The organism is Rhodococcus sp. SGAir0479 (genome assembly GCF_005484805.1).
GTDB lineage: Bacteria > Actinomycetota > Actinomycetes > Mycobacteriales > Mycobacteriaceae > Prescottella.
On the sequence record NZ_CP039432.1, the window covers coordinates 737,745 to 754,837 of the forward strand.

Below are 17,093 nucleotides of genomic sequence, written 5' to 3' on the forward strand. Positions count from 1 at the left end.
AGGGAGCGCGTGGTGGCGGACGGAATCGAGTTCGCGGTGCTGGGTCCCGTCACGGTGACACGCGGGGGCAGACCGATCGTGCTCGAACACCACCAGCGTGCATTGCTCGCCGCGCTGCTCGCGGCCTTCCCGCACTCGGTGGACATCGAGCGGTTGCGCGCTCAGGTGCGGCACACTCGCGCGGCGGCAGCGGGCAACGGCCAGGCCGTCGGCGGACCCGACCCGCTCGAGCGCGCCCTCGAGGACCTGCGCGGCAGGCTCGACGCGGGGGCAGCCGGGGACGGTGGGACAGTCCTGGTTCGCACGGGCACGCGGTACCGACTCGCCGTCCCGCGCCAGGCGGTCGACGCCGTCCGATTCGTCGACGAGGTCCGCCGCGGCGACGCCCTGGCCGATCGTGCACCGGATGCCGCGGCCGAGGCCTACCGGCAGGGCCTGCGACTGTGGCGTGGGCTCGCGTACGCGGACATTCCGGCGTCGGCGTTCGCCGACACCGTGTACGTCGAGTCCCACGTCGCGCGGTTGACCGAACTTCGGTTCGAGGCACGGGTCGCGCTCTCGCGTGCGCAACTCGACGGGGGCGAGCCGGCGTCGGCGGCCGTCGAGGCCGAGGCGCTGGTGGCCGATCACCCGCTGGACGAGCGAGCCTGGGAGCTGTTGGTGCTGGGGCTGTACCGATCCGGACAGCAGGCGCACGCTCTGGCGGCGCTTCGCCGCTGTCGCGCGATCTTCGACGACCGGCTCGGGTGCGAGATCGGCGCCGGCCTGCGACGGATCGAGACTGCGGTCCTGACCAAGGACACGGTGTACCTCGAGTCGGCCCACCTGTCGCCTCCGACGAGCATCCGCGGCTCGAACCTGCTGCTGCCACGCACGCGGCTCGTCGACCGCGAGCGCGAGGTGGCCGCACTGATGCAGGTACTCGACGAACAACCCCTTCTGACCCTTGTGGGTCCGCCCGGCGTGGGTCGGACCCGGCTGGCCGTCGAGTTGTGTCGGCGACGGGAAGCGGAGGACGGTCCGTGGGTGGTCGATCTGACGAAAGTCAGCGACGGAGCACTGATTCCGTCGACGCTCGCGACGTTGTTGCGGCTGCCCGGTGTGGGTTCGGCGACCCACCTGGCCGAGGTCCTGGGGCCCCGCTCGTCCACGTTGGTGCTGGACAACTGCGAGCACGTCGCCGACTACACGGCCGACGTCGTGCGCACCATCGTCGCGCGCTGCCCGCAGATGCGGGTGATCGTCACGGGGCGGACGTCGCTGAAGGTGTCGGGCGAGGTGGTGCGGGAGGTGATGCCGCTGGCCGTCGACGGGGCAGCGGTGGACCTGTTCGCCGAGCGGGCCGCCGGTGTGGACGCCGGGTGGGGGGTGACTCCCAAGAACCGGGCAGCGGTGCTGGCGATCTGCCGCGAGGTGCAGGGCCTGCCGTTGGGTATCGAACTCGCTGCGGCGCAGTTGCGGTACCTGAATGTGGACCGGATCGCGGCCGCTCTCGTGAACCGCTTCACGCTGCAGCACGGCGACCCGTCGCCCGACGTCGGGCCGGGCGGACGGCTGTGGGACACCATCGACCTGGTCTACCGCCTGCTGTCGGACGGGGAGGCGAGGCTGCTCCGCCGGATCGCGGTGTTCGCGGGCTCGTTCGACATCGAGGGCGCGACCGCGCTGTGCATGATGGGTTCGGTCGCGCAGGTGTCGGCCGCGCTCACCACCCTCGTCCGCCGCGGTCTGGTGCGGGTGGTGCCCGGATCGTCGCCGACGCGTTACCGCATGCTCGCCACCATCCGCCAGTTCGCGCGCGAGCAGGCCGACGACGCCGAGTCGGTGGCCATCCGTGCCGCGCACCGGGGCTTCGTCGCGGAGCGGGTGGCCGGCGTGGCCGCCGCGTACCGGACCACGCGGGCGGGACACGCGCTGGCGTTGCTCGCCCGGGACCAGGCCGAGCACCGCGCCGCGCTCGAGTCGGCGTTCGAGGTCGACGATCCGCACTACGCGCTCGAACTGGCAGGCCACCTCGCGTGGTTCTGGTATCGGACGGGGAACGTGGGGGAGGGGCTCGTATTCCTGCGGACCGCACTGGAACTGGTGGCGGGAGACTGGCGGCCCCCGGAGCCGCGGGTGATGGCCCGGGCCCTCGACGGACTGGCGTCGCTGACGTACCTGACGGGGGACGCGGTGACGGCCGAGGACGCGGTCCGTCGGGCCGTGCAGCTGTGGTCCTCGATCGGTGACGTCGGTGAGGTGGCCCGCGACGAGGCGTGGCGCGCGCACTTCGCCGCGATGCAGGGCCGCAGGGAGGGCGGGGTCGAGCTGGCCCGCCACGCCGTGCAGGTCGCGAGCGAGCACGACGCAGGGTGGATCGAGGCCGAGGCCCGCACGGTGCTCGGTCTGCTGTTGCGCTCGGTGGGTCTGGCCGAGGAAGCGCGGGACGAACTGCGGGAGGCGATCCGCGTCGGCGAGCGGACCGGCAACCGGTGGGCGGTGACGTCGTCGACGTGGGGGCTGATGAAAGCCGCGGCCGACGTGGGGGACATCGAGGGGGCGTTGGCATCGATGCAGGTGTTGCGCGCGGACCTCGAGAACGAGGAGGACGTCATCTCGTGGCTCGTGATGATCCACTCGACGGCCGCCGTGCTGGCATCGGCCGGGCGGGCCGCGGACGGGGCCGTCCTCATGGGGGCCGTCGATTCGCTGGGCGCGCAGGCCGGGTTCCTACCGGCCTGGATCGACGCCGTCGACGGTCCCATCGAGGCGGCCGTCGTTCGCGATGCCCTCGGCGAGGACGAGTTCGAGCGGTATGCGGCCGCCGGCGCTCACCTGACGCGCGAGCAGGTCGACCGCCTGGTCGGGGAACTCGTCGACGGGCCGGTCGCCGAGTCGCGACGGTGACCGCCGCGACTCGGGTCAGTGACCGTTCGCCGGCCGCACCCACTCGAAGGCGTGCGCCTCCGAACGGCTGCCCTCCGCCGTCCGGGACCGGTTGGGCTCGCCGAGTTCGGCCAGCATCGGTGTCGCGATGTCGACCAGGGCGGTCAGCGTCGCCGGGGTGAGCCAGTCCGGTCGGGTCGCGAAGACGATGTCCTCGCTCGCAGTGTTTCCGCTGGCACCCGGTGCGAACGGGCAGCCGCCCAGTCCGCCGAGCGAGCCGTCGACGACGTTCGCCCCCGCTCCGATCGCCGCCAACGTGTTGGCGACGCCGAGCCCCCACGTGTCGTGACCGTGGAAGACGATGCGGCGGTGCGGCGATTCGCTCCGCACCCGGGCGACCAGGGCGGCCACCTGGGCGGGGACGGCCTGGCCCAATGTGTCGGCCAGCACGATGTCGTCGGCGCCGTCGGCGCCGTCGGCGCGGGGATCGTTCGCGAGGGCGAGCACCCGGTCGGCCGCGACCGCGCCCTCGAACGGACACGTGAACGACGTGGCGATGCACAACTGGATCCGGCCGCCGACCGCCCGTGCGATGTCGATCGCGGCCGGCATCGCGGCGAGGCTGTCGTCCGTGGACCGGCCGATGTTCGCGCGGTTGTGCGACTCCGAGGCCGAGAAGCAGTACTGAAAGTTGCGGGCGCCGGCTGCGGCGGCTTTCTCCACGTGCCGTGGTGTGGCCACCCACACCCAGCACCGGGCGAGTTCGTCGGTTGTCAGTTCCCCGATCACCTCGAGCGTGTTGGCCATCGGCGGCACCAGGTCCGGTCGCGCCATCGAGCCGATCTCGAGCTCGGGCACCCCGAGATCCAGCAGGCCGCGGGCGATCTCGAGTTTGCGTGCGGTCGGCAGCATCTTGCCGGTCAGCTGCAGCCCGTCGCGCAGGGTCACGTCCCGCAGGATCGACTGCGGAGCAAAGGAATACGTCATCACCCCTCCGTCTCTGCGACGATCCGGTCGATCTCGGTGTCGGAGCGGCCGAGCACGCCCGCGAGGACCTCGCGGGTGTGCTCGCCGAGGTCCGGGCCGACGTGGTCGATCGGCAGTGACTTCCCGCCCAGCACCGGCACGATGCCCGGGAACCCCACCGGCTGAGTGGAACCGCCACCGGCGTCGACCCAGAACGTCTGGATCATGTTGCGCGCGTTGTACTGTTCGTCCTCGACGATGTCCGCGGCGGTGTAGATGGGCCCCGACGGGACGTGTGCCTCGTCGAGGATGCGCAGGGCCTCGTCCCGCGTGTGTCGTGACGTCCACGCCCCGATCGCGGCGTCGAGTTCGTCCCGGCGGGCCCACCGGCCGGCGTTGGTCCGCAGCTCCGCGTCCGCCGCGAGGTCGGGGCGTTCGATGGTCTCCATGTAGCGCTGGAAGATCGCGTCCCCGTTGCCGGAGATGATGATGCTGGTGCCGTCGCTGCACGGGTACGCGTTGGACGGTGCGATGCCCTCCATCCGGCCGCCGACCCGTTCGCGCTGGACCCCGTAGGCGAGATAGTCGGGGATGAGGGACTCCATCATCGACAGGATCGACTCGTTGAGCGCGACGTCGATGATGCGCTGGGACACCGGGAGGGACTCGCCACGGCGGGACTGTCGTTGGAACAACGCCATCACGGAACCGAAGGCCGCGTACAGTCCGGCGATCGAGTCGCCGATCGAGACGCCCACCCGCACCGGCGGCCGGTCCGGGTCGCCCACCAGTTCCCGGAAGCCGCCGAGCGCCTCGGCGACCGCCGCGAAGCCGGGCCGCTCGGCGAGCGGCCCGGTCTGCCCGAAGGCGGAGATGCGGGTGATCACGAGCTCGGGGTTGGCCGCGTTCAGCTGGTCGGGGCCGAGGCCCCACTTCTCGAGGGTGCCGGGCCGGAAGTTCTCGAGCACGACGTCGCACTCGGCAGCGAGGTCGAGTACCAACTGCCGGCCTTCGTCCGAGCGCAGGTCCAGCACGATCGACTTCTTGTTCCGATTGATCGTGCGGTACAGCATCGACGTGGTGCCCGAGTACAGGCGCCAGTTGCGCAGTTCGTCCCCGGTGCGGGGCCGCTCCACCTTGATGACCTCGGCGCCGAAGTCGGCGAGCAGCCGCCCGGCGGTGGGGGCCGCGATGTAGTTGCCGAGTTCGAGTACGCGCACACCGTCGAGCGGCCGCGCCGGGCTGTCCTGCGTCATGGGTCGATTCAAGCAGCTGCGCGCGGGAATCGGTTCTCCCGACCATCGGGAAGTGACATGCACGGACCCGCGCACCTACGGTGTGCTGGGTGAGACGTGCGCCACACCAGTGGCCTTCGACGACGGATGGAGTGGACCGTGGGCCTGAGTTCGGATCGGATCGTGGTGGTGACCGGCGCCAGCCGGGGCGCGGGCAAGGGCATCGCGCTGGCGTTGGGGGAGACCGGCGCCAAGGTGTACGTCACCGGACGGACGCAGACCGAGGGGGATGCGCCGCTGCCCGGCACGGTGTTCGCCACCGCCGAGGAGATCACCCGCCGCGGTGGTGAGGGCGTCCCGGTCGTGCTCGACCACAGCGACGACGCCCAGGTCGAGGCGTTCTTCGCGCGGCTCCGCGAGGAGCACGGCCGCCTGGACATTCTCGTCAACAATGCGCTCACCGTCCCGGATGCCCTGACCCAGAAGGGTCCGTTCTGGGAGAAGCCGCTGGCGCTGCTGGACGTGCTCGACGTCGGCATGCGCTCGAGCTATGTGTCGAGCTACTACGCCGCGCCGCTGCTGGCCGCCAACGGCGAGGGCCTCGTCGTCAACACGTCGTCCTTCGGCGGGACCTGCTACATGCACGGGCCGGCGTACGGGGCCGGCAAGGCCGCGGTCGACAAGATGGCCCACGACATGGCCGTGGACTTCCGGCCGTTCGACGTCGCGGTGGTCTCGCTGTGGATGGGTCTGCTGTTGACCGAGCGCACCAAGGCCGGATTCGACGCCAACCCGGGAGCGTACGACGGCCTGGCCGCGACCGCGGAGTCGGCGGAGTTCCCCGGCCGCGTCATCGACGCCCTCGCTCGCGACCCGCAGCTGATGAAGCGCAGCGGCCAGGTGCTGGTGGGCGCCGAGGTCGCGGAGGAACTCGGCGTCACGGACGTCGGGGGCAAGCAGCCGCCCTCGCACCGGGCGTTCCTCGGCAATCCGCCGGTGTTCTCCGACGCGGTCATCGACTGAATCGCCGCACCTGCGCGGCGCGCGGCTCCTCGGATTCGACCGCGGGGCCGGCGCGCCGCGCGCCGGTTTCTGGAACAGTGGTGGGCGGAAGGCTCCTCGAGGAGGCACGATGCCCGCATCCGACGCGTTCGCCGGCGCCGCCGAACGGCGCTCGCGCATCACCGAGCAGGTCCGTCACTGGTGTGAGCGTGCGCGGCTCGACGGTAGGCACCCGGATCTGTCGGACGCGGCCGCCCTGCTCATCGCGGCGGGTCGGGTCGATCCCGCCACGCGGGAGATTTTGAGCGCCCGGCGCCGCGCGGGCCGCGCATTCCCATCGATCGGCGGCTTCGGCGAACTGCGCCGGCTGGCGGACGAGCACTCGCGGACCGTGGACCGGGCCGGGGCCCTGCGTCCCGGACCCGTGCAACTCGCCTACCGGTACCGGGCCGGTGAACTCGGCAAGCGGCTCGGGGCGCTGCGCTCGACGATGACCATGTCCGGCGCCCACTACGCGAGCGGGGTCCGGGCCATTCGCCGCGACCGCCGGGACGGCGTGCACCTGGATCTGGACCAGCGCGATGCGCTGTTCGACGCGCTCACCCGCACCCCGGCCCCGGTGTCGGTGCAGCGGCAGCACCTGCACGACGTGCGCAACGCGCTGCTCGAGGGCGCCGCGGTCCGGGTGGCCCGGATCTCCGACCGCAGCCGGGCGCGCGACGCAGGGCACCGTGTCGCGGAAGCACTCGAACGCGCCGCGATCTCCGACGACGACCGCTTCGTCGATCGGTACGACACCCTGCTGTTCCTGGCCGGGACGCTGTACGACCGCATCGAGGGCTCGGGCGCATGGCATTCGGAGCACTTCTCGATCCAGCGCGCGCAGCTCGACCTGGCCGACGAGCTGACACAGATCGCCGTCGACACCGTCGCGTTGCACGGGATCGTGGGCGAACTCGACGGTGCACTCTCGTCCACGCCGGAGGCGCGGGAGCACGTGGCCTCCCGGCGCGCTGCACTCGAGCCGGTGTGGGACCAGCTGGTCGAGCGGGTGGCGGCACTGGCCCGGATCGGAGATCTGCTGGCGCACGCGGAGAGTCAGCTTCGTGCCGTGGCCTCGATGCGGTGGGCGACCGGTCTCGACCACCGGATCGACGAACTCATCGCACGGTCGGGCAACCGGGAACTGTCGGCGGAGAACACCCATCAGGTCGGCGACCAACTCGGCGAGGTCGAGGAACTGCTCGGTGCCTTCCGGGCCACGCTGGGCGGGGACATCGCGGCGCTCACCGCGCGCGGGTAGCGCGCCCCACGAGGCGGACGGCGCCGTCAGCGGTGGGCGGTCGAGGTGAACTGAGCGGTCGCGGCGTCCACGATGTGCTCGGGGGTGGCGTCGATCTCGCCACCGAGCCAGGCGGTGATGAGTTCGGCGAGTCCGCCGACGAACATGAGAGCGGTGAGCTGATCGTGCGGTGAGGGGAGGGCTCTGTCTCCGTAGAGTTCGTGCGAGCCCTCCACGGTGAGCTGCGCGAACTCGCGCAGCAGCGTGCGGCGGTGGGTGCGGAGCGGTTCCGCGCCGGCCGACTCGATGATCGTCGCTCGCCCTTTCCGCGGATCCGAGGTGAGGACCTGCACGAACGCGGCGATCGCGGCTCGGGCACGATCGTTCGGCGTGCCGGCGGGGGCCTCGAGTGCCGCGAGGACCGCTCGGCGGATCTCGTCCGCGATCCGCTGCACCAGTTGGGTCAGCAGATCGTCCCGGCTGCTGAAACTCTCGTAGAAGTATCGCTCCGTGAGTTGTGCCTCGGCGCAGATCGCGGTCATGGTCGTTCCCTCACCGCCCGGGCGGCCGAACAACGCGAGGGCGGCCTCGAACAGCCGCTCACGTCGTTCGGCGGTGCGCTCGATAGCGGTTCGGCCTTGATAGCGGCGGGGCTGCGGACTCACCGTTCGATGTTGACAGAGCCCCCGTCGCGGTTGACAGGCCGTCCTGGTGTGACCCAGACTACATCGAAAGTGACATGACATCCTGTCAGATTCTCTGCGAGGTGGGAGAGACATGGTCAAGGTGCTCGCCGAGGTGCCGTCCCATTCGGATCTGCGTCCGGTGCCGGGGTCGCCCGGTATCCCGTTGGTGGGTCACACGCTCGACTACATCCGCGACCCGCTGGCGCTCTTCCGCCGGCGCTGGGAGGAGTTCGGGCCGGTGTCCTGGCTCAGTGCGGCCAGGTCGCGGTGGGTGGTGGTACTGGGTCCGGACGCGTGCGAAGTGGTGCTGGCCAACCGTGATCGGGCCTTCGTGAACGGTTCCGGGTGGCGGCGACTCATCGGACCGTTCTTCGACCGGGGCCTGATGCTGCTCGACGCCGACGAGCACTTGAAGCACCGGCGAATCATGCAGCAGGCCTTCACTCGTGACCGCCTCGCGCGGTACACCGAGTCCCTGCATCCCGCGATCGAGTCCGGGTTGGACGGGTGGCGACCCGGCCCGGACTTCGCGGCCTATCCGGCGCTCAAATCCCTCACTCTGGATCTGGCGACCAGCATCTTCATGGGCGGGGCGGAGGGGACGACACCGCAAGAGATGGCCGCCCTGAACCGGGCGTTCATCGGCTGCGTACAGGCGGCGACGGCCCTGGTGCGGTATCCGCTTCCCGGGACCCGGTGGAAGCGTGGACTCGACGGCCGCCGCGAACTGGAAGCCTTCGTGCGCAGCTACCTACCGGCCCGCCGCCGCAGCGACGCCGACGATCTGTTCTCGGTACTGTGCCGCATCGAATCCGAGGACGGGCACCGTTTCGACGACGACGATGTCGTCGACCACATGATCTTCCTTCTCATGGCCGCGCACGACACGTCGACGATCACCTTGTCGACGATGCTGCAGTACCTGGGGCAGCATCCGCAGTGGCAGCAGCGATGTCGCGCGGAGTCCGAGAGTCTCGGCACCGCATCGCCGACTCTGGATCAGTTGGGCCGGCTGACCTCGCTCGACCTCGTCATGAAGGAGTGCCTGCGGCTGGTCACCCCCGTTCCCGGCCTCGCCCGCCGGGCGGTCACGGACACCGCGGTGCTGGGGCACTACGTTCCGGCCGGAACGTACGTGACCGTGGTCCCGCACTTCACGCACCACATGCCGGAGGTGTGGCCCAACCCGGAACGCTTCGACCCCGAGCGTTTCGCGGCGGACCGCCGTGAGGACAAGGTGCACCGCTACGCGTGGGAGCCTTTCGGCGGCGGTGTGCACAAGTGTCTGGGCATGCACTTCGCGGGAGCCGAAGTCAAGGCCGTCATGCACCACCTGCTGCTGCGGTTCGCATGGCACGTCGATCCCGGCTACTCGGCACCGCTCGACTTCACGTCGTTGCCCTATCCCCGGGACGGGCAACCCGTCGATCTGCGTCCGCTGTAATCGGCGCGGCGCAGTGCCGGGTTGTCCGGTGTGCCGTGGCCGAGGGCCCCAGCCCCCGACTCTCTCGAGTCGGGGGCTGGTTTCGTGCAGTGGGGCAGACCTGCGGCCGGAGTGTGAAACGGAGTTCTGAAAATCGACCCCGTTCGTCTTGACACCGTGGTGCTCGCCGCTAAAGTGAGGGTCGTAACTTAGAACACAGTTTCAAATTATCTCTTCGAGCAGGAGTGTCCATCGTGACCGACGAAGCCCCCTACATCCTCATTTCCGCGGACAGCCACGCCGGCGCCGATCACGCGACCTATCGCACCTACCTCGAGTCGAAGTGGCACGAGGAGTTCGACGCCTGGCGCGGCAAGTACAAGAACCCGTACCGCGACCTCGTCGACGACGGCCGAACCCGCAACTGGGACAACGAGCGTCGGCTGCGCGAGACGCAGGGCGACGGCACGGTGGGCGAGGTGCTCTTCCCCAACACGGTGCCGCCCTTCTTCCCGAGCGCCGCGGTGCTGGCCGGTCCGCCGCGCGCCGAGGACTTCGAGAAGCGCCTGGCCGGCATTCGTGCCCACAACCGCTGGCTGGTGGATTTCTGCAACGACGCACCCGTCCAGCGCGCCGGCGTCGCGCAGGTGTTCCTCAACGATGTCGACCAGGCTGTCAAGGACGTCGAATGGGTCAAGGAGCACGGGCTGCGCGGCGGGATCCTGCTGCCCAACCTGGCGCCGGACGTCAAGTGGGTCAAGCCGCTGTACGACCCCGAGTACGACCGGCTGTGGAAGGTCTGCGAGGACCTCGGCGTCCCGGTCAACAGCCACGCCGGCACCGGACTGCCGGATTACGGCCGCTACAAGACCTCGTCGCTGCTCTACATCAACGAGGTCGGCTTCTACTCGATGCGTCCGCTGGTGCAGATGATCCTCTCGGGTGTCTTCGAGCGGTTCCCCAAGCTCAAGTTCGCGGTGTCGGAGCAGGGCTGCGCGTGGGCTCCGGACCTGATGCGCCAGCTCGACACCGTCGACCTGCGCGTCAAGCGCACGGGCCGGATCGGCGAGCTGTTCTACAGCGAGGACGAGCAGCTGCCGTTGCGCCCGAGCGAGTACTTCCGCCGCAACGTGTGGGTGGGTGCGACGATGCCGTCGGCGCAGGACATGGCGTCGCGGGACACTCTCGGCGACGGCAAGTTCATGTGGGGCAGCGACTACCCGCACAACGAGGGCACCTACCCGTTCACCCGCGAGTGCATCCGCCAGGTCATGCACGACGTCGACGAGTCCGAGCTGCGGAAGCTGTTCGCGGAGAACGCTGCCGAACTCTACGATTTCGACCTGGACGCGCTGGCGCCGCTGGCCGCGAAGTACGGGCCCACGCCGTCCGAGGTCGCCCAGCCGCTGACCGACCTGCCCGAGAACCCGAACGACGTCCTGCTCCGCGAATCCTTCGCCAAGCAGCTCGAGGCGGAGCTCGGCGTATGACCGGTCGCCTGGTCGGCCGCCGCGCGCTGGTCACCGGTGCCAGTCGCGGGATCGGCGCGGGCATCGCGCAGCGACTCGCCGCCGAGGGGGCGGCGGTCGCGATCGTCGCCCGCACGGTCGACGAGCCCGATCGCGGCTTCGAGGGCACCCTCGCCGCGACGGCCGGCAGGATCCGAGCGGCGGGCGGCACGGCGGTGATCGTGCCTGCCGCGCTCGAGGACCCGCAGTCGCGCGCCACGATCGTTCCGGAAGCCGAGGCAGGTCTCGGCGGACCGATCGACATTCTCGTAAACAATGCGGCCGCGGCCATCTTCCAGCCGCTGCGGGACTATCCGGCCAAGCGGGCGCACCTGACGTTCGAGGTGAACGTGCATGCGCCGCTGGACCTGGCGCAGCGGGTGATCCCCGGCATGATCGAACGCGGCGCCGGTTGGATCGTCAACATCACCAGCGGGACCGCCCGGATCCGGCCCGTCGAACCACTCCCGGCGGGCGAGACGGACCTCGACGCCGACATCCACGGCACCGCGCTCTACGGGATGAGCAAGGCAGCACAGGACCGGATGACCGCCGGTCTGGCGGCGGAACTCAACGGCACCGGGATCCGCGTCAACGCGGTGCGGCCGCGTTCGGCCGTCGCGACGGCCGGGGCGATGTCGGTCGCGTCGAACATGGTGGGTTCGCAGTGGTTCGTGCCCGAGTCGCTCGAGGAGATGGTGGAGGCGGTGACGTGGTTGTGCGACGTCGGTCCGCACCACACCGGCCACGTCGAGGCGAGCCTGGACATCCTCGAACGTGAGAAGGTCACTGTGCACGGCCTGGACGGTGGGCCGATTCCGAAGGAGCAGAACGCATGACGCCCTACGACGGCATCCCGATCATCGACACGCACATCGGGTTCCGCGAGGCCGGCTACGACGAGTACGCCTTCATCACGCGCCAGACCAAGGACCGCGAGAGCCGCGGCGAGTTCAGCATGCCGGCGCAGTACATGTTCAAGGGCGTGCCCGACCTCCCGACCGACGATCCGATCTCGGTGACGCTGCACGAGATGGACAAGCACGGCATCGAGATCGGCATGGTGAGCATGGCCAAGGAGTCCGGGCAGCGCGCGGTGCGGATGTTCCCGGACCGATTCGTGCCGCAAGGCTCCGCGGTGGATCCCAACGACATCATGGGCACCCTGAATCGGATGACACGGGAGTACGAGGAGTTCGGCATCCGCTCGGTGAGTTCGTTTGCCGCCGGGACGTTCCCGCAGGTGGCCCTCAACGCGCCGCAGATGTATCCGATCTACGCCAAGTGCGTCGAGCTCGACATCCCGATCTTCGCGTGCGCGGGCATCGCCGGGCCCCGGGTCCGGTCGTCGGTGCAGCACGTTCAGCTCATCGACGACGTGATGTTCGACTTCCCGGATCTGGTCTTCGTGACGCGGCACGGATGCGAACCGTGGGAGGACCTCGCGGTGAAGCTGATGATCAAGTGGCCCAACCTGTATTACTCGACGTCCGCGTTCGCGCCCAAGCACTACCCGGCGGCGATCGTCGACTACGCGAACACCCGCGGCGCAGACAAGATCATCTACGCGGGGTACTTCCCGGCCGGACTGACGTTGGACCGCATCTTCGGCGACATGCCGCACGTGCCGTTCAAGGACGAGGTGTGGCCGAAGTTCCTGCACGAGAACGCCCGCAAGGTGTTGAAACTGAAGGGATGATCGGACATGCCGATCGGTATCGGACCGGATCACGACGCGCTCGCCGAGACGCTCGCTCGTCTCGCCGCGCGTGAGACCCCGGTCGACCGCACGCGGGCGCGGTTCGACGCGCTGGGGCGCGGGGAACGTCCGGACCACTGGGACCGTCTGGTGGACATGGGCATCCCCTCCCTGCACATCGCCGAGGAGTACGACGGCGCCGGCGCGGGACTGCTGGAACTGGCCGTGGCGCTCGAGCAGTCCGGGTACGGATTGATTCCGGGCCCGCTGCTGCCGACGGTCACCGCGAGCACCGTGATCCAGGCGCACGGCACGGACGCCGCGCGCAAGCACCTGCTGCCACGGTTCGCGGCGGGCGCGACCGGTGCCTGCGGACTCGAGCCCGGCACCGTCACCGTCGAGGGGGACGGCGACGAGATCACGGCGTCGGGCATCACGGCGCCCGTCCTCGGTGCGCTCGGCGCGGACCTCCTGGTGCTCGCCGGACAGTGCGGCGAGACGCCGGTGTGGTTCGTCGTTCCCGCGGACGCGGCCGGCGTCGAGCGAATCGCCGAGGAGGGCGTCGACCTCACCCGGGACATCGGGCGGGTGCGGCTGTCGGAGGTGCGGGTTCCCGCCGACCACGTCCTGGGCGCGCTGCCCGGCGAGGTGGCCTCGCTCGCCGTCGTCCTCCAGTGCGCCGAGGCCGTCGGACTGGCCCGGTGGGCGCAGGAGACCAGCCTCGCGTACGCGAAGATCCGCGAACAGTTCGGCCGCCCGATCGGATCGTTCCAGGCGATCAAGCACAAGTGCGCGCAGCTGTTCATCCGGGTGGAGGTCATGACCAGCGTCGTGTGGGATGCGGCCACGGCCGCGGACGGTGCCGACCGCGAACAGGCGGCGCTGGCCGCCGCACGGGCCGCGACCGCGTGCCGACGCGAGGCCGTCGACGTGGTCCTGGACTGCCTGACGCTGTTGGGCGGTATCGGCAACACGTGGGAGCACGACATCCACCTGTACTGGCGGCGGGCGGTGAGCCTGCTCGCTCTGGGCGGGTCGCAGGACGAGTGGGCCCGCACCGCTGGTGAGATGGCGCTGAGCATCGAGCGGCACGCGGAGCCGGGCGTCGAGGACCGGCCGGACTTCCGGGCCCGGGTCGCCGCCACGATCGCCGAGGCCGCGACCCTCGACCCGGCGGCGGCGCGGGTGCTGCTGGCCGATCGCGGGCTCGTCGCGCCGCACTATCCCGAGCCGTACGGTCTGGCCGCGGACACCGCCGGTCAGATCATCATCGCCGAGGAGTTCGCGCGGGCCGGGGTTCCGCAGCCGACCACCGTGATCGGGGAGTGGGCGCTGCCGTCGATCCTGCAGTACGGCACCGCGGAGCAGATGGAACGCCTCGTCGTCCCCACGCTGCGCGGCGAGATCGTGTGGTGCCAGCTGTTCTCCGAGCCGGGTGCCGGGTCGGACCTGGCGTCGCTCACCACGTCGGCCACCGCGGTGGACGGCGGCTGGCGCATCGACGGCAGCAAGGTGTGGAATTCCAAGGCGCACGAGGCGCACTGGGGGATCTGCCTGGCACGTACCGACCGCCAGGCACCCAAGCACCGTGGCATCAGTTTCTTCCTGGTCGACATGAGCGCACCCGGCGTGGACGTGCGACCGCTGCGAGAGGCCAACGGCGACAGCATGTTCAACGAGGTGATCCTCGACGGCGTGTTCGTGCCCGACGCCGACCTGGTCGGCGCACCGGGGGAGGGGTGGAAGGTGGCCCGGACGACACTCGCGAACGAGCGTGTCGCGATGGGGACCACACCGGTCGCGGGTGGCCACCGCTTCGACCCGATCGCGGTGGCCCGCGAGCTGGATCCGCAGCGCCGGCAGGAGGCGCTGCCGGCGCTGGGCCGGATCACCTCCACCACGGGAGCGCTCGACGCCCTCGCGCATCGCACGGTGCTCAAGCGGCTGTCCGGACTGGATCCAGGGGTCGAGGCCAGTGCGCTCAAGGCGGCCTCGGCGCGACACATCACGGACGCGGCGGCACAGGTGCTCGAGTGGTTCGGTTCCGAGGCCGCGGTAGGCAGTCTGGGTGCGGACGTCTCCGGTGGGGGACGAGCCGCCAAGGCGTACCTGTCCACCCCGTCGTTGCTGATCGGCGGCGGCACACTCGAGATCCAGCTCAACGTGATCTCCGAGCAGATCCTGGGCCTGCCGCGGGAACCTCGATGAGCGCGCGTCCGCTCACCGGGCGGACCGCGATCGTCACCGGCGCCGGCGAGGGCCTCGGCCGGGCGGAGGCCCTCGCGCTCGCCGCGGCCGGAGCGAACCTGGTCCTCAACTCCCGCAGCGACCGCGTCGACGACGTGGCCACCGAGATTCGCGGTGCGGGTGGCGGCGTCGTGACCCTGCGCGGCGACATCGGTGACCGGGCCACCGCGGACCGTCTGGTCGCGCTCGCGGTCTCCGAGTTCGGCGGGCTCGACGTACTGGTGAACAATGCCGGGATCATCCGGGACCGGATGGTGTTCAACATGTCCGACGAGGAGTGGGATTCGGTTCTGCGTGTCAACCTGCGGGGCACGTTCCTGACCACCCGGGCGGCCACCGACCACTGGCGGCGACGGTCCAAGCAGACGGGCGAACCGGTGTACGCGCGGGTCGTCAACACGTCGTCGGAGGCGTACGCGTCGGGTCCACCGGGAGCGGCGAACTACGCCGCCTCCAAGGCCGGAGTGGTCGCGCTCACCGTCTCGACGGCGCGGGGCTGCGGATCCTTCGGCGTCCGGGCCAACGCCATTTGCCCGCGCGCCCGGACCGAGATGACGCGCGACGTCTTCGGCCCCGCGCCCGAGGCGGGTGCGGATCCGTTGGACGCCGACCACATCACGCCCCTGGTCGTCTATCTCGCTTCCCCGCAAGCGGACTCGATCACCGGCCGGGTGCTCGTCGCGTACGGTGACCGGATCGACGTGATGTCGGCCCCCACCGTCGAGGCGAGCCTGCGGTCGGCGTCCGCCTGGACCCAGCACGAGCTGCACGAGGTGCTCGGCGGACACCTCACCGAGGTGGTGGCGGGCCGAGAGGTGGCAGGGTGACGAGCGCTAGGCTGCACACGTGAGCGATTCCGTTGCCGTGCCGATGAGTCCCGACGACATGTCCGCTGCACAACGGGACCGGCGACGGCACCTGCTCGACACGGTCATCGAGATGCTCGCCGAGACGAGCCCCGACCGGATCCAGATGCGCGAGGTGTCGGAGCGCTCGGGTGTCGCCCTCGGCACGCTGTACCGCTATTTTCCGGCGAAACAGCACCTGCTCGCGGCGACCATGGTCGCCTGGAACGAGATTCTCGCCGAACGCTTGGCGGCGGAGAAGGCGTCCGGCGGGCGCAGGGGCTCTGTCCTCGACCGGGTACTGGACCTCTACGGCCGGCAGATGAAGGCCTTCCAACGGGGACCGAACTTCGCGCGCCTCGAAGTGGAACTGCAGACGTCCGACGACCCGTACGTTCGGGACACCCTCGACGAGCGGTCGGCCGTGAACCGCACGGCGCTGTTCGGGTTGATGGACGGGGTGCCCGCCGAACTGGCCCGGTTGGCGTCGCTGTCGATCGGCAGCACGATGCTCAACTCGCTGGTCCTGTGGACCACCGGACGCATCGGGTTCCCCGAGGCGCTGCGGAATGTCCAGGACGTCTCGCGCCTGGTGCTCGCCGACTACGCGTAAACCGCCGTGCGGTGTGGTCAGCGGTTGCCGGGGGCGACCCAGCCGTTGAACAGGAAGCCGACGAACTCGTCGGCGAGGGCGGCGCCGTCGACGTCCGGGTCGCCGTCGCACGTGTAGTTCGCGTTGAGCACCGACCGGAACGCGAGGGCGGCCAGGGCCACGTCCATCTCGCGGAAGGTGCCCTCGTCGATGCCCGACTGGATGATCCGTTCGACGGCGTCCGCCCACTGTCGCCGCTTGTCCTGGACCTCTGCGAGTTGAGCGCCGTTGAGGCGCATCCACTCCCGCTCGAAGACCTTCGCGGCATCGGGATTGGCGATCGCCCAGCGCAGATGGATCCGGGCGAGCATCCGGAGCTTGTCGACTGCGCCGACGTCCGCTGCCTCCACCTGCCGCAGCGCCACTTCGCCGCTGTCGGCGATTCCGCCGACGATCTGGTAGAGCAGGTCTTCTTTGCTCTTGATGTGGACGTAGAGGCTGCCGGCGTGGACCCCGACGAGGGAGCCGATGTCGCGCATCGACGTGCCGTCGTACCCGCTCTCGGCGAACTGTCGCAGTGCCGCTTCGCGAATCCTCGTCAGGTAGGCGGCCTTGGCCTCACCGGTGGTGGCGCGCCCGCGCGCGGATCCCTGATCGAGCTTCGACGGCATGTGTACGGTCCTTATGCAACACGGGAGCGCTCGGCGCCCCTCGTTCCCAAACTCGATCATCATGGCAGC

At 70.2% G+C, this 17,093-nt stretch carries 14 protein-coding genes; 10 read left to right on the forward strand and 4 right to left on the reverse strand.

The features are described 5' to 3' along the window. The first annotated feature begins 12 nt into the window (after window positions 1-12). On the forward strand, window positions 13-2,889 hold the full coding sequence (locus tag E7742_RS03535; protein ID WP_137797674.1) for an ATP-binding protein: 2,877 nt from the start codon (window positions 13-15) through the stop codon (window positions 2,887-2,889). Between the two features lie 15 nt (window positions 2,890-2,904). Here the strand turns inward: E7742_RS03535 and E7742_RS03540 are convergent, their stop codons facing one another. Beyond that, window positions 2,905-3,855 carry a hydroxymethylglutaryl-CoA lyase gene (locus E7742_RS03540; RefSeq protein WP_137797675.1) on the reverse strand — a complete coding sequence of 317 codons (951 nt, stop codon included), beginning with the start codon at window positions 3,853-3,855 and terminating at the stop codon, window positions 2,905-2,907. Continuing rightward, window positions 3,855-5,090 (reverse strand): CaiB/BaiF CoA transferase family protein, encoded by a 1,236-nt coding sequence (locus E7742_RS03545; RefSeq protein ID WP_137797676.1) that lies wholly within the window; start codon window positions 5,088-5,090, stop codon window positions 3,855-3,857. Before E7742_RS03545 ends, E7742_RS03540 begins: the two co-directional genes overlap by 1 nt. A 126-nt stretch (window positions 5,091-5,216) precedes the next feature. Between E7742_RS03545 and E7742_RS03550 the strand changes: the two genes are divergently transcribed. Both E7742_RS03550 and E7742_RS03555 read left to right on the forward strand, forming a co-directional pair. Continuing rightward, window positions 5,217-6,092: an SDR family NAD(P)-dependent oxidoreductase gene (locus E7742_RS03550; RefSeq protein WP_137797677.1), complete on the forward strand. Its 876-nt coding sequence runs from the start codon at window positions 5,217-5,219 to the stop codon at window positions 6,090-6,092. A gap of 109 nt (window positions 6,093-6,201) precedes the next feature. Beyond that, a complete protein-coding gene (locus E7742_RS03555) occupies window positions 6,202-7,374 on the forward strand; it encodes a hypothetical protein (RefSeq protein ID WP_137797678.1) in 1,173 nt (390 codons plus the stop codon). Window positions 7,375-7,400: 26 nt separating this feature from the next. Here the strand turns inward: E7742_RS03555 and E7742_RS03560 are convergent, their stop codons facing one another. Then, window positions 7,401-8,018: a TetR/AcrR family transcriptional regulator gene (locus tag E7742_RS03560; RefSeq protein ID WP_175420394.1), complete on the reverse strand. Its 618-nt coding sequence runs from the start codon at window positions 8,016-8,018 to the stop codon at window positions 7,401-7,403. Window positions 8,019-8,130: 112 nt separating this feature from the next. Here E7742_RS03560 and E7742_RS03565 point away from each other — a divergent pair, with 112 nt between their 5' ends. The 7 genes from E7742_RS03565 to E7742_RS03595 all read left to right on the forward strand — a co-directional run bounded on the left by E7742_RS03565 (window position 8,131) and on the right by E7742_RS03595 (window position 16,374). Then, on the forward strand, window positions 8,131-9,483 hold the full coding sequence (locus E7742_RS03565) for a cytochrome P450 (protein ID WP_137797680.1): 1,353 nt from the start codon (window positions 8,131-8,133) through the stop codon (window positions 9,481-9,483). A gap of 233 nt (window positions 9,484-9,716) precedes the next feature. Continuing rightward, window positions 9,717-10,952: an amidohydrolase family protein gene (locus E7742_RS03570; protein WP_137797681.1), complete on the forward strand. Its 1,236-nt coding sequence runs from the start codon at window positions 9,717-9,719 to the stop codon at window positions 10,950-10,952. Further along, window positions 10,949-11,809: an SDR family NAD(P)-dependent oxidoreductase gene (locus tag E7742_RS03575; RefSeq protein WP_137797682.1), complete on the forward strand. Its 861-nt coding sequence runs from the start codon at window positions 10,949-10,951 to the stop codon at window positions 11,807-11,809. Before E7742_RS03570 ends, E7742_RS03575 begins: the two co-directional genes overlap by 4 nt. Continuing rightward, entirely contained in the window at window positions 11,806-12,669 is an 864-nt protein-coding gene (locus tag E7742_RS03580) for an amidohydrolase family protein (RefSeq protein WP_137797683.1), read from the forward strand. The genes E7742_RS03575 and E7742_RS03580 overlap by 4 nt, the downstream gene beginning before the upstream one ends. A 6-nt stretch (window positions 12,670-12,675) precedes the next feature. Then, window positions 12,676-14,877 carry an acyl-CoA dehydrogenase gene (locus tag E7742_RS03585; RefSeq protein WP_137797684.1) on the forward strand — a complete coding sequence of 734 codons (2,202 nt, stop codon included), beginning with the start codon at window positions 12,676-12,678 and terminating at the stop codon, window positions 14,875-14,877. Continuing rightward, window positions 14,874-15,743, forward strand: coding sequence for an SDR family NAD(P)-dependent oxidoreductase (locus E7742_RS03590; protein WP_137797685.1), 870 nt, complete (start codon window positions 14,874-14,876; stop codon window positions 15,741-15,743). The genes E7742_RS03585 and E7742_RS03590 overlap by 4 nt, the downstream gene beginning before the upstream one ends. 43 nt (window positions 15,744-15,786) lie before the next feature. Continuing rightward, on the forward strand, window positions 15,787-16,374 hold the full coding sequence (locus E7742_RS03595; protein WP_137801030.1) for a TetR family transcriptional regulator: 588 nt from the start codon (window positions 15,787-15,789) through the stop codon (window positions 16,372-16,374). A 17-nt stretch (window positions 16,375-16,391) separates the two neighbouring features. Here the strand turns inward: E7742_RS03595 and E7742_RS03600 are convergent, their stop codons facing one another. Continuing rightward, a complete protein-coding gene (locus E7742_RS03600; RefSeq protein ID WP_137797686.1) occupies window positions 16,392-17,024 on the reverse strand; it encodes a TetR/AcrR family transcriptional regulator in 633 nt (210 codons plus the stop codon). Window positions 17,025-17,093: the final 69 nt, after the last annotated feature.

Bases quoted from the DNA above. Each gene is read 5' to 3' on its own strand.
- E7742_RS03565 (WP_137797680.1), top strand. From the start codon at position 8,131: ATGGTCAAGGTGCTCGCCGAGGTGCCGTCCCATTCGGATCTGCGTCCG.
- E7742_RS03585 (WP_137797684.1), top strand. From the start codon at position 12,676: ATGCCGATCGGTATCGGACCGGATCACGACGCGCTCGCCGAGACGCTC.
- E7742_RS03550 (WP_137797677.1), top strand. From the start codon at position 5,217: ATGGAGTGGACCGTGGGCCTGAGTTCGGATCGGATCGTGGTGGTGACC.
- E7742_RS03545 (WP_137797676.1), bottom strand. From the start codon at position 5,090: ATGACGCAGGACAGCCCGGCGCGGCCGCTCGACGGTGTGCGCGTACTC.
- E7742_RS03590 (WP_137797685.1), top strand. From the start codon at position 14,874: ATGAGCGCGCGTCCGCTCACCGGGCGGACCGCGATCGTCACCGGCGCC.
- E7742_RS03580 (WP_137797683.1), top strand. From the start codon at position 11,806: ATGACGCCCTACGACGGCATCCCGATCATCGACACGCACATCGGGTTC.
- E7742_RS03600 (WP_137797686.1), bottom strand. From the start codon at position 17,024: ATGCCGTCGAAGCTCGATCAGGGATCCGCGCGCGGGCGCGCCACCACC.
- E7742_RS03595 (WP_137801030.1), top strand. From the start codon at position 15,787: ATGAGTCCCGACGACATGTCCGCTGCACAACGGGACCGGCGACGGCAC.
- E7742_RS03575 (WP_137797682.1), top strand. From the start codon at position 10,949: ATGACCGGTCGCCTGGTCGGCCGCCGCGCGCTGGTCACCGGTGCCAGT.
- E7742_RS03540 (WP_137797675.1), bottom strand. From the start codon at position 3,855: ATGACGTATTCCTTTGCTCCGCAGTCGATCCTGCGGGACGTGACCCTG.
- E7742_RS03555 (WP_137797678.1), top strand. From the start codon at position 6,202: ATGCCCGCATCCGACGCGTTCGCCGGCGCCGCCGAACGGCGCTCGCGC.